Here is a 12059-nt window from a genome sequence, read left to right as displayed (position 1 = left end):
ATGGCTGAACTGTCTCTTACCAATATCGTCAAACGCTACGGTTCGCTGGAAATCATCCACGGCGCCAATCTCGAGGTGAAGGACGGCGAATTCGTCGTCTTCGTCGGCCCGTCCGGATGCGGCAAGTCCACACTGCTGCGCATGATCGCCGGGCTGGAGGATATCTCCGGCGGCGAACTCAAGATCGGCGGCCGTGTCGTCAATGACGTGGAACCGGCCGATCGCGGCATCGCCATGGTCTTCCAGTCCTATGCCCTCTACCCGCACCTGACGGTCGAGCAGAACCTCAATTTCGGCCTCAGGATGAACGGCAATCCGAAGGCCGACACCGACCGTCGCGTCAAGCAGGCGGCCGAGATACTGCAGATCACGGAGCTCATGCAGCGCCGGCCGAAACAGCTCTCCGGCGGCCAGCGCCAGCGCGTCGCGATCGGCCGCGCCATCGTGCGTGAACCGCAGATCTTCCTGTTCGATGAGCCGCTCTCGAACCTCGACGCCGAACTGCGCGTGCAGATGCGCGTGGAAATCTCACGCCTTCACAAGAAGCTCGGCACCACGATGATCTACGTCACGCACGACCAGACGGAAGCGATGACGCTCGCCGACAAGATCGTCGTGCTGCGCGGCGGCAACATCGAGCAGGTCGGCGCCCCGCTCGATCTCTATGACGATCCGGCAAACCAGTTCGTAGCCGGATTCGTCGGCTCGCCGAAAATGAACTTCCTGCAGGCCGAGGTCGCGGATAGTCAGCAGGGCCGCATCGCCGTCGTGCTCAAGGGCCAGCGCGATATCCGTCTGGCCTTGCCGATCACGTCCGCCAAGGTGGAGGTCGGCCAGCCGGTGACGCTCGGCGTCCGCCCGGAACACTTCCTCGAGGCTGGGCGCGGCGATGTGGACATGACCGTCGATGTCGACGTCGCGGAGCATCTCGGCAATACCAGCTACATCTACGCCAATGTCGAAGGCGGCGAGCAGATCGTCATCGAGCGCGAGGAGTCCCGCAACACGGGCAATCGCGACAAGCTCACCGTGGCGCTATCGGCCGCCAAGACATTCCTGTTCGACAGCGCCGGCAACCGATTGCGATAGGCGCTAGAGCCGGATGAATTTAGGTCGGGTCGATCTAAAATCTGAATCCGCTCTAGAATCAAAGAAGTAGAGCGTGATGTCGTCCGAAAACCGCATACACTTTTCGGCATCACGCTCTAGCCATCCTCCCAAGACAGCATGCAGATTTAGGAAAGGATCGTTCCATGACCACTGAGACACCAATCCGCTGGGGCATCATCGGCCCCGGCAGGATCGCACAGACTTTTGCCGATGGTATCGCCCATTCCCGCAGCGGCAAGCTGGTGGCCATCGCCAGCCGCAATCCGGACAAGCCGGGCCTGGGCGACGGTTTCCCGGGCGCGCGCATCGTCAATGGCTATGAAGCCCTGCTCGCTGACAAGGAGATCGACGCCGTCTACATCGCCACGCCGCATACCGGCCATGCCGAATGGGCGATCAAGGCTATCCGTGCCGGCAAGCATGTGCTTGTCGAAAAGCCGATCGCGCTTTCCGCCTTTGATGCGGAAGCTATCTATTACGAGGCCAAGAAAGCCGGTGTCTTCGCCGGCGAAGCCTTCATGTATCGCGTCCACCCGCAGACGGCGAAGCTGATCGAGCTCGTCAAGAGCGGTGTGATCGGCGATCTACGCATCATCCGCACCTCCTTCGGCTTCAATATGGGCAAGGTCAATCCGGAACACCGGCTGTTTGCCAATGACATGGCTGGCGGTGGCATTCTCGACGTCGGCGGCTATCCGGTGTCGATGGCCCGCCTGATCGCCGGCGCGGTCGACGGCAAGCCGTTCCTCGATCCCGAAAAGGTATCGGGCGTCGGCCATCTCGGCCAAACCGGCGTCGACGAATGGGCTTCCGCCGTCCTGAAGTTCCCCAATAACGTCATCGCCGAAGTGTCCTGCTCGATCATGGCGAACCAGGACAACACGCTGCGCATTATCGGCTCGGATGGCCGTATCGAAGTCAAGGACTTCTGGTTCGCCTCCGGCCATAAGGGCGGGGTCGGCAAGATCGAGGTCATCAAGGGCGGCGAAACTCAGACGATCGAGGTCAAGGAGGAGCGCTGGCTCTATTCCTTCGAAGTCGATGCGGCCGGCGATGCCATCCGCGCCGGACAAAAGGAACTCGCGTATCCCGGCATCAGCTGGGCCGATTCGATCGGCAACCTCAAGGTGCTCGACCAATGGCGCGCTTCGATCGGCCTCGAATATGGTGTCGAGAAGGCAGCAAAGCGGACGAAGAACATCGCGGGCGCGACCGTCACGAAGGGCAACAGCATCCCGAAGCGCAGCATTCCGGGCATCTCGAAACCGGCATCGCTCGTCACGCTCGGCTTCGAGTTTTTCCCGAATTTCGCAGCCGCTTCGCTGACGCTCGACGCCTTTTATGAAGCCGGCGGCAACGCCTTCGACACGGCCTATGTCTATGGCGGCGGCAAGACGGAGAGCATCTTCGGCGACTGGCACACCAGCCGCAACGTGCCGCGCGAGGAGATCGTGCTGATCGGCAAGGGTGCGCATTCACCGCTTTGCTATCCGGACGTGATCGCCAAGCAGCTCGACCAATCCCTTAACCGCCTGAAGACCGACTATGTCGACATCTACTTCATGCACCGCGACAACACCGACGTTCCGGTCGGCGAGTTCGTGGATGCCATGGATGCAGAGGTGAAGGCCGGCCGCATCCGCGGCATCTTCGGCGGCTCAAACTGGACGCGCGCCCGTTTCGACGAGGCGATTGCCTATGCTCAGAAGAACGGCAAGGCGGCACCGGCTGCCCTTTCCAACAACTTCTCGCTGGCGGAAATGCTCGATCCGATCTGGGCTGGATGCGTTGCCGCCTCCGACGACGAGTGGAAGGCCTGGCTGAATGCCAAGCAGATCCCGAACTTCGCCTGGTCGAGCCAGGGCCGCGGCTTCTTCACCGACCGCGCCGGCCGCGACAAACGAGACGACGAGGAATTGGTTCGAGTCTGGTATTCCGACCGCAATTTCGGCCGCCGCGATCGGGCGATCGAACTGGCGCAGAAGCTTGGCCGCAGCCCGATCCACATCGCGCTCGCCTATGTCGTCGCCCAACCCTTTCCGGTGATCCCGCTGATCGGCCCGCGCACGGTCGCCGAACTGGAGGACAGCCTTTCGGCGCTCGACATCAAGCTGACGCCGGAACAGGTGAAGTGGCTCGAAGGCTGAGATAGGCCTGTCGTTCAAAGGCATTATCGACGCAAAAGGCCCATCCGGAAACCGGATGGGCCTTTTGCATATGCGTCGTTGATAATTGCCAAACGATCAGGCGGCGAAATCGAATGTCTTCGTATCCGCTCCTTCGAGGCGCAGCAGATAGGCCTTGCGCTCGAGACCGCCGGCAAATCCCCTGAGATCGCCTGCCGATCCCACTACGCGATGGCAGGGCGCGATGATCGAGATCGGGTTGCGGCCATTGGCGGCGCCGACGGCACGGATCGCCTTTGCCGAGCCGATCTCAGTCGCAATCTGGCGGTAGCTGCGCGTTTCGCCGAAGGGGATGGCGAGCAGAGCCTGCCAGACCTTCTGCTGGAACTCCGTTCCGGCAAAGTCGAGCGGCAGATCGAAAACCTGTCGTTCGCCGGCGAAATATTCGCGGAGCTGCCGCTCGGTTTCCAGCAATACAGGATGGCTGTCGTCTTCTGCGACGACCAGCAGCGGCACGCGGCCCGGCCGATCATTGTCCCAGAGGATCGCGGCAAGTCCATCATCGCTGCCGACGAGTTTCAAGGCGCCGACAGGCGAGTCCATGATCCGATAGACATATTGCTTTTCCGCATTTTTCGAAGCTTTGGTCATGCCGATATCCTTTCTTTGAATTGCGCTTGCGGCATCGGGCGAGATTGCCTCCGATGGAGCGCTTATGTCCGCATTGGACCTCAAATGAGACGCTCCAGCCACCCGAAAACAGATAGGGGGCAGCGAAATCCCGGCATTTCCCGATCCCTGCTGGCAGTTCAGATGGCGCAGGCGGCGTGGTCACGTTTGGGAAACGGGTTGAATTTGTGTAAAACCAAGGGGAGACAGATCATCAGTATGCGGAGCTCGAATGACAGTTCGCCCGCCACGCAACTTCAATCCATCTCAAACCAAAGAAACCGGCCTCGGCATTCTTGAGTATGAGATGCTATCGGAACGCGCCAGCACGCTCGGCCATCATGGCATGAAGGTGGAAGCGGCGCTTGCAGCCTTGCGGGAGGGCGAAGCCAAGGGCAAGGCGGGCGTGGAGCACGAGCGGCTGGTGGATACCGCGGCGCAAGCCGTCTGGGGAATGTTCATCCATCGCGAGATCTGCGGTCTGCGCAACGGCCGCGATGTCATCCAGCGTTATGGCATTCCGAATAAAGTGCTTGCGCGCCTCGGGGCCAGCCCGAGACATCCCTGAATATCAGGATTTCAAGATCGCCGAAAAGCGCGGATCGAAGGCGTGGCCGATCGGCTCAGCCGCCGCACCGCGCGCCACCGCCCAGGGATCGGTCATGCCGAGCTGCAGGCGCGGCAATAATCGATCCGGGCGATCGGCATTGGAGGGCAGGAGCGGCTGCATGGCGGCAATCAAGCGGGTTGCGAGCGCAATGGGCGCACCGCCGCAGAGGATCACCGTCTGCGGATCGAAGATGGTTTCGATGAGCTGCACGCTCCAGCGCAGGTCGATCGCTGCCCTTTCGATCCAGGCGAGAATATCCGGATCGTCTGCCGCAGCGCGCTTGTCTATCAGCGAATAGAGGTCCGGCGCCATCGGATCGACGCCGAGGTGATCATACAGAGAAGCCAGCGAGGCGCGATGCTCCAGCTGGGTCTGTTTTCCGCCTGATGTCAGCAGCGCCATGCCGATTTCGCCGGCATTGCCATGGGCGCCGCTATAGAGCTCGCCGCCGAGGATCAGCCCGGCACCGATACCATAGCCGACATAGAGGCAGACGGCGTGATCGAGCCCATGCGCGGCCCCGACCATGCGCTCGGCGGTCGCGCAGGCAGCAGCGTCGTTCTGCAGGGTGACGTTGAGGCCCGTGCCGGCCGACAGGGTTTCGAGCAAGGGAAAGCGCTGCCACGGGCCCATCATCCAGGGATTGTCGGCATCATCCTGTTCGATGCCGAAAGGGCCGGGCATAGCCACGCCAAGGCCGACGAGGCGCTTTTCCGCCTGCGCCACACGCTGTTTGAGCTCGGTGCGCACGTCCTCCACCAATTGCAGAACGACAGGGGTGCCGGTCGTCGGCCCGCCGGCCGGCAGGTTCGCTTCCTTGCGAATGAGGACATTACCGACGAGATCGACGGCGATGGCACGGGTGATATGCCGGTCGATCTGCAGGCCGATGGCGAAAGCACCTTCCGGCACGAGGCCATAGGGAGTCGAGGGCTGGCCGCGGCCGCGTCGCACCGTTTCTCTTGATGTCACCAACCCGTCGTGCTCCAGCTCCTCGATGATGTTGGAGACTGTCTGCTTTGTCAGGCGCGTGGCGCGTGCAAGGTCGGCGCGGGAGAGCGCGCCGTTCAGCCTGAGGGCGTCGATGATCACCCGCCGGTTATGGGCGCTGGTGCCCTCGTGGTTCGTTCCGCTCGTAGCCCTGATCGGGCGAATATCGTTCATCTGCTTTTGCCTCTTGACAGCAATAGAATATTGAAGAACAAATTAGTCAAGACAATTGACTTAAAAGAAACCACAGAGTTTCATCAGGGAACAAAACGGAGCCTTATGGCTCCAGAGACGCGCCGATCGATGCTCGGCGGCCAGCCCGGCCAATTGCCTGCTCGACAACCGATGGCGACGCTTCAGCCGCCATTGGAAAAATCGCGTGACTGTCAAAAAGAACTGGAGGATGGAATGTTGAAATCATTGAACAAGACATTGCTCGGCGCAGCGCTGATCGGCGTATCCTTCGCCCCGCACGCCTTTGCCGAGACCACGATCAATGCCCTCTTCATGGCGCAGGCTGCCTATAGCGAAGCCGATGTGCGCGCCATGACGGATGCCTTTTCCAAGGCCAATCCTGATATCAAGGTCAATCTCGAATTCGTCCCTTATGAAGGCCTGCACGATAAGACCGTGCTGGCTCAAGGGTCCGGCGGCGGCTATGACGTCGTGCTCTTCGACGTGATCTGGCCGGCCGAATACGCGACGAACAAGGTTCTGGTCGACGTTTCCTCGCGCATCTCCGACGATACGAAGAAAAGCGTGCTGCCGGGCGCATGGACGACGGTCCAGTATGACGGCAAGTCCTATGGCATGCCCTGGATCCTCGATACCAAGTACCTGTTCTACAACAAGGACATCCTGGAAAAGGCCGGCATCAAGACGCCGCCGAAGACCTGGGACGAACTGAACGAACAGGCGAAGATCATCAAGGACAAGGGTCTTCTCGCCACCCCGATCGCCTGGAGCTGGTCGCAGGCCGAAGCCGCGATCTGCGACTACGCGACGCTCGTCAGTGCCTATAAGGGCGACTTCATCAAGGATGGCAAGCCCGACTTCCAGACCGGCGGCGGCCTCGATGCCCTGAAATACATGGTCACCAGCTACAAGTCCGGCCTCACCAACCCGAACTCGAAGGAATTCCTCGAAGAGGATGTCCGCAAGGTCTTCGAAAACGGCGACGCCGCCTTCGCGCTGAACTGGACCTACATGTACAACATGGCCAACGACCCGAAGGACAGCAAGGTTGCGGGCAAGGTCGGCGTCGTGCCGGCACCGGGTGTGGCCGGCAAGAGCGAGGCTTCGGCCGTCAATGGCTCGATGGGCCTCGGCATCACGTCCGCCAGCAAGCATCCGGACGAAGCCTGGAAGTACATCACCTTCATGACGTCGCAAGCAACGCAGAACCAGTATGCCAAGCTCAGCTTGCCGATCTGGGCATCGTCCTATAGCGACCCGGCCGTGACAAAGGGCCAGGAGGAACTGATCGCGGCCGCCAAGGTCGGCCTCGCTGCCATGTATCCGCGTCCGACGACACCGAAATATCAGGAATTGTCGACCGCACTTCAGCAGGCGATCCAGGAATCCCTGCTCGGCCAATCTTCCCCGGAAGATGCGCTGAAGTCGGCAGCCTCCAACAGCGGTCTCTGATAGTCTTATCGGGCGGCCAAGCGCCGCCCGCCTCTACCCTCCATGAAGAATGAAAGAAGAGGCCCGCCATGTCCGGCACCTCGATGACAACTCGCGCCTGGCTTTTGATGCTGCCCCTGCTAGTGGTGATGATCGCCGTCATCGGCTGGCCTCTCGTCGATACGGTCGGCCTTTCTTTCACCGATGCGAAGCTTGTCGGCACCGGCGGCAATTTTGTCGGTATCGACAACTATGCAAAGATGCTGGCGAATTCCAATTTCCAGCGCACCCTGATTACCACGGCGTGGTTCGCAATCGTCTCCGTCGCCGCCGAAATGGTACTCGGCGTGCTGGCCGCGCTGCTGCTGAACCAGGACTTCAAGGGCCGGGGCGTGCTGCGCGCGCTGATGATCCTGCCCTGGGCGCTGCCAACCGTCGTCAACGCGACGCTCTGGCGGCTGATCTACAATCCCGAATATGGCGCGCTGAACGCGGCACTCACCCAACTCGGCCTCATCGACGCCTATCGCTCCTGGCTCGGCGAGCCGGGCACGGCGCTGACGGCACTCATCGTTGCCGACTGCTGGAAGAATTTCCCGCTGGTGGCGCTGATTGCGCTCGCCGCCCTGCAGGCAGTGCCGCGCGATATCACCGCCGCATCGCTGGTCGACGGCGCCGGGCCTTTTAAGCGCTTCCGCTTCGTGATCCTTCCATATCTTGTCGGGCCATTGATGGTCGCGTTGGTGTTGCGCACCATCGAGGCTTTCAAGGTGTTCGACATCATCTGGGTGATGACCCGCGGCGGTCCGGCAAACAGCACGCGCACGCTGTCGATCCTCGTCTACCAGGAAGCCTTCTCCTTCCAGCGAGCGGGGTCAGGCGCATCGCTCGCCCTCATCGTCACGCTGCTGGTTACGGTGCTGGCCGCCGCCTATGCCGCCCTTGTTCGCAAAACCGCAGGGAGTGCCACCTGATGGAACGCAAGAGCCCGCTCTTTACCTGCTTCATCTATATCTGCGCCATCCTGCTCGCCATCGTCATCCTGGCGCCGATCGCCTGGCTCTTCATCATGAGCATTTCGCCGGCTGCCGATCTTGCCGCCAAGCCGCTGCGCTGGTGGCCGCAGACGGCGGATTTCTCGCGCTACAGAGTGCTGCTATCAACGCTGGAAAACAGCGAGGGCGCGGCTTTCACCTCGTCGCTGCGCAACAGCATCGAAGTCGCCGGTATGGCGACCATCGCCGCTATTGCGCTCGCCATCCCCGCCGGCTGGGCCGTGTCGCGCACGCCGTCCGTCGGATGGTCGCTCTCCATGGTCATCGCCACCTATATGCTGCCGCCGGTGGCGCTCGCCGTGCCACTCTATATGGGGCTTGCCTATCTCGGCCTGCTCAACAACGTCTTCGGCCTGGCACTCGTCTATCTGACGATTCTTGCGCCGTTCACGACCTGGCTGATGAAATCCGGCTTCGATTCCATTCCGAAGGAAATCGAGGCTGCGGCGATGATCGACGGCGCCGGGCTGTTCCAGACGCTGAAGATCATCACGCTGCCGCTTGCCATGCCCGTGACGGCGACCTCGGCGCTCTTCGCCTTCCTGCTTGCCTGGGATGAATTCTTCTACGCGCTGCTCTTCACGTCAGACCAGCGCGCCAAGACGCTCACCGTCGCCATAGCGGATCTGGCCGGCGGCCGTGTCTCGGATTACGGACTGATCGCGACTGCCGGTGTGCTGGCCGCCCTGCCCCCGGTGTTGATCGGCCTTGTCATGCAACGTGCCCTGATCTCGGGCCTTACCAATGGCGGCGTCAAAGGATGACCATGACCAAGGAGAACACACGCCCCGAAGGCCTTGCCGCCATCGACCGCGAAATGGCTCGCCAGCACGCCGACGCGCTTGCCTCCTTCGCAGCTGCCGCCAATATGGCGGCCAAGGCCGCCGCTTCGCTGAAGCGCACAGGCAAGCTCTTGCTGCTCGGCATGGGCGGCTCCCATGCCGTCAACCGCGCCGTCGAGCCACTCTATCGCGCCGCCGGCATCGATGCGATCGCACTGCCGCTCTCCGAGCAGCTCGGCCAGCCATTGTCGTCGGATGGACGCACGGTCTTCATGACCTCGCAATCCGGGGAAAGTGCCGAGGTCGTGCGCTGGTTCAAGGAAACGGGCGGTACTGCCGACACGTTCGGCCTGACGTTGGAGGGCAGCTCCTTCCTCGCGAAGACAGTTCCCTCCCTCGTCGGCGTTGGCGGCACCGAGCTTGCCTTTGCGGCAACCCGCAGCCTCACCGTCACCTTCGCGCTGCATCTGGCGATCTTCGCAGCCCTCGGTCAGGATCCGGCATCTGCGCTCGCCGTGCTTCGTGCCCCGGAGACGCTCGATATTAAGCCGGCTCTCGCGGCTCTCGCCAATGTCGCGACGGTGGTTACCTCAGGCCGCCGCCTGCAGGGCGTTGCGGAGGCGCTGGCGCTCGGTCTCACCGAGCTTTCCCGCCGTCCCTGCTTCTCGCTTGAAGGCGGTCAGCTGCGTCACGGGCCGATGGAAATGCTCGGGCCTTCGATCGGCGTCGTCCTTTTCCGCGGCAATGATGCGACGGCTGGTCTCGTGACGGCCATGGCCGTTTCCGCCGTCGAGACGGGTGCGCCCGTAATCGTCTTCGACGGTTCGCAAGAAGAGCCTGTGTCTAGCTGCGTCACCCTGCGCTTCAAACCGGAAACAGGCATTGCCGCCGTCTTCCAGATGCTGCCCGTTGCCCAGTTACTGATGATCGCCTTTGCCGACGAGCGGGTGGAGAATGCCGGCACGCCGGTGCGCTCCGCCAAGATCACCCGGAGCGAATGAATGAAGCCGCTTGCAGTCATCGGCAACGTCAATATCGACCTGATCCTCGGGCCGGCGGCACCTTGGCCGAGGGCCGGCACCGAGATCATCGTCGATCATGACGAGCTGCGAGTCGGCGGTCAGGCGGGCAATAGCGCGCTTGCCTGGGAAGGCCTTGGCGTCGATTACGAGATTGCCGCCAATGTCGGCAGCGACCAGTTCGGACGCTGGCTCAGCGAAGCCTTCGGGGCGCGCAGCAGCAAATGGCCGGTGCGTCCGGAGGGCACGACGCTCTCGGTCGGCATCACCCATCCCGATGGCGAGCGCACCTTCTTCACGACGCGTGGGCACCTGCCGCGGTTCAATATCGATGACGTGTTTGCGGTTCTCGACGGCAACAGGCTTGCCGGTGGTTATGCGCTTCTGTGCGGCGCCTTCCTCACAGAAGATCTCACGCGGGACTACGATGCCCTGTTCGACTGGGCCGACAAGCATGGGATCACCGTCGCGCTCGACACCGGCTGGCCACTCGACGGCTGGACGGATACGAATTGCAGCGCGACCCGTGACTGGCTTGCGCGCTGCGGCGTGGCGCTCATGAACGAAGTCGAGACGACGACCTTAGCCGGCATGGACGATCCGGCCGAAGCCGCGCGCGCGCTCCATGCGTTGATGCCTCAAGGTGCCATCTTCGTCGTCAAGCGCGGTCCGGATGGCGCGATCGCCATCGATGCTGACGGCAATCTCGTTTCGGCCGCAGCGCCCCGCGTCACTGTCGTCGATACGATCGGCGCCGGTGATGTCTTCAATGCCGGCTTTCTGGCCGCCCTTGCCCGCGGCGAACCGCCTGCGGCCTGCCTTTCGGCGGGGACCGCGGTCGCATCCCGCGCCATTTCCACACTGCCGCGCAGCTACGGCCCGGCCCAAGCATCCGAGGAGGCCGTTTAATGAGCGCGCTCGAAATCCACAACATCCGCAAGAGCTACGGCGAAGTGGAGACGCTGAAGGGCATCGATATTTCGCTCGAAAGCGGCGAATTCCTGGTGCTGCTCGGCTCTTCGGGCTGCGGCAAGTCCACGCTTCTGAACATCATCGCCGGGCTTGCCGAGGCGACGAGCGGAGATATCCGCATCGGCGATCGCTCCGTGCTCGGCGTGCATCCGAAGGACCGCGACATCGCCATGGTGTTCCAGTCCTACGCGCTCTATCCAAACCTCTCGGTCCGCCGCAACATCGGCTTCGGCCTGGAAATGCGCAAGGTGCCTGCCGCCGAGCGCGACAAGGCGGTACGCGAGGCGGCGAAGCTCTTGCAGATCGAAGCACTGCTGGAGCGCAAGCCGAGCCAGCTTTCCGGCGGCCAGCGCCAGCGCGTAGCGATCGGCCGGGCGCTGGTGCGCAAGCCGGAGGTCTTCCTCTTCGATGAGCCGCTCTCCAACCTCGACGCCAAGCTGCGCATGGAGATGCGCACCGAGTTGAAGCGCCTGCACCAGATGCTGAAGACCACGGTCGTCTATGTGACGCACGACCAGATCGAGGCAATGACGCTCGCAACGCGCATCGCCGTGATGCGCGACGGCCGGATCGAGCAGCTCGGCACGCCGGACGAAATCTACAATCATCCGGCAACACTTTACGTCGCGACCTTCGTCGGTGCGCCGCCGATGAACCTTTTGAACGCGACCGCCGACCAGGGTTCGCTGCGCATCGACGGCACCTCGATCATCCTGCCGATGCCGTCGACGAAAGCGGCGATCAACCAAGGCCAGGAGCTGGTCATCGGCATCCGGCCGGAAACACTGCATCTCGATGAGGGCGGCAAGCTCGAAGCCATATGCGAAGTCGCGGAATTGACCGGCCCCGAACTGATCGTGACAGCGCAGGCGGGCTCGCAGCGGCTGATGGCCTGCCTGCCGCCGCGCACAGTGATTGCCGAAGGGCAGAGCCTCAAGCTCGGCTTCGACGCAGGCGCGCTGCATCTCTTCGATCGCGCCACCGGCCAGCGCTGCGAATAGATCTTCGCACCCTGGAGACATGATCGCTGAGGGTGCGCAGGTGGCCGCTGCGGTCCCCGCTGCAATAATTTTATTTCCGTAATGTTGCCGCAAGGCGGA

Annotated in this window: 11 protein-coding genes; 9 read left to right on the top strand and 2 right to left on the bottom strand. The window is 62.3% G+C overall.

Features of this window, described 5'->3' with window-relative positions:
- On the top strand, positions 1 to 1089 hold the full coding sequence (locus ACK83U_RS17035; RefSeq protein ID WP_112609773.1) for a sn-glycerol-3-phosphate ABC transporter ATP-binding protein UgpC: 1089 nt from the start codon (positions 1 to 3) through the stop codon (positions 1087 to 1089).
- A gap of 164 nt (positions 1090 to 1253) precedes the next feature.
- Positions 1254 to 3257: an aldo/keto reductase gene (locus ACK83U_RS17030; RefSeq protein ID WP_112609771.1), complete on the top strand. Its 2004-nt coding sequence runs from the start codon at positions 1254 to 1256 to the stop codon at positions 3255 to 3257.
- A 96-nt stretch (positions 3258 to 3353) separates the two neighbouring features.
- Here the strand turns inward: ACK83U_RS17030 and ACK83U_RS17025 are convergent, their stop codons facing one another.
- Complete coding sequence (locus ACK83U_RS17025) at positions 3354 to 3887, bottom strand: methylated-DNA--[protein]-cysteine S-methyltransferase (RefSeq protein WP_112420170.1); 534 nt, start codon at positions 3885 to 3887, stop codon at positions 3354 to 3356.
- A 250-nt stretch (positions 3888 to 4137) separates the two neighbouring features.
- Here ACK83U_RS17025 and ACK83U_RS17020 point away from each other — a divergent pair, with 250 nt between their 5' ends.
- Complete coding sequence (locus ACK83U_RS17020; protein ID WP_112609769.1) at positions 4138 to 4473, top strand: DUF6665 family protein; 336 nt, start codon at positions 4138 to 4140, stop codon at positions 4471 to 4473.
- A 3-nt stretch (positions 4474 to 4476) separates the two neighbouring features.
- Here the strand turns inward: ACK83U_RS17020 and ACK83U_RS17015 are convergent, their stop codons facing one another.
- Positions 4477 to 5679: an ROK family transcriptional regulator gene (locus tag ACK83U_RS17015; RefSeq protein WP_112609767.1), complete on the bottom strand. Its 1203-nt coding sequence runs from the start codon at positions 5677 to 5679 to the stop codon at positions 4477 to 4479.
- 234 nt (positions 5680 to 5913) lie between these two features.
- On the opposite strand from ACK83U_RS17015, the gene ACK83U_RS17010 reads away from it, so the two are divergent.
- From ACK83U_RS17010 to ACK83U_RS16985, 6 genes are all read left to right on the top strand, one after another.
- Complete coding sequence (locus ACK83U_RS17010) at positions 5914 to 7152, top strand: extracellular solute-binding protein (RefSeq protein WP_112609765.1); 1239 nt, start codon at positions 5914 to 5916, stop codon at positions 7150 to 7152.
- Positions 7153 to 7220: 68 nt separating this feature from the next.
- Complete coding sequence (locus tag ACK83U_RS17005; protein ID WP_112338859.1) at positions 7221 to 8105, top strand: carbohydrate ABC transporter permease; 885 nt, start codon at positions 7221 to 7223, stop codon at positions 8103 to 8105.
- A complete protein-coding gene (locus ACK83U_RS17000; RefSeq protein WP_112609763.1) occupies positions 8105 to 8950 on the top strand; it encodes a carbohydrate ABC transporter permease in 846 nt (281 codons plus the stop codon). The genes ACK83U_RS17005 and ACK83U_RS17000 overlap by 1 nt, the downstream gene beginning before the upstream one ends.
- On the top strand, positions 8947 to 9969 hold the full coding sequence (locus ACK83U_RS16995) for an SIS domain-containing protein (RefSeq protein WP_112609761.1): 1023 nt from the start codon (positions 8947 to 8949) through the stop codon (positions 9967 to 9969). Before ACK83U_RS17000 ends, ACK83U_RS16995 begins: the two co-directional genes overlap by 4 nt.
- Complete coding sequence (locus tag ACK83U_RS16990) at positions 9970 to 10896, top strand: PfkB family carbohydrate kinase (RefSeq protein WP_112609759.1); 927 nt, start codon at positions 9970 to 9972, stop codon at positions 10894 to 10896.
- Positions 10896 to 11960, top strand: a complete 1065-nt coding sequence (locus tag ACK83U_RS16985) for an ABC transporter ATP-binding protein (RefSeq protein WP_112609757.1) — start codon at positions 10896 to 10898, stop codon at positions 11958 to 11960. Before ACK83U_RS16990 ends, ACK83U_RS16985 begins: the two co-directional genes overlap by 1 nt.
- Positions 11961 to 12059: the final 99 nt, after the last annotated feature.

The sequence above is a fragment of the Rhizobium sp. WW22 genome, from assembly GCF_047041135.1.
Classification (GTDB): Bacteria; Pseudomonadota; Alphaproteobacteria; order Rhizobiales; family Rhizobiaceae; genus Rhizobium.
This window is presented reverse-complemented; position numbering and strand designations above follow the sequence as displayed.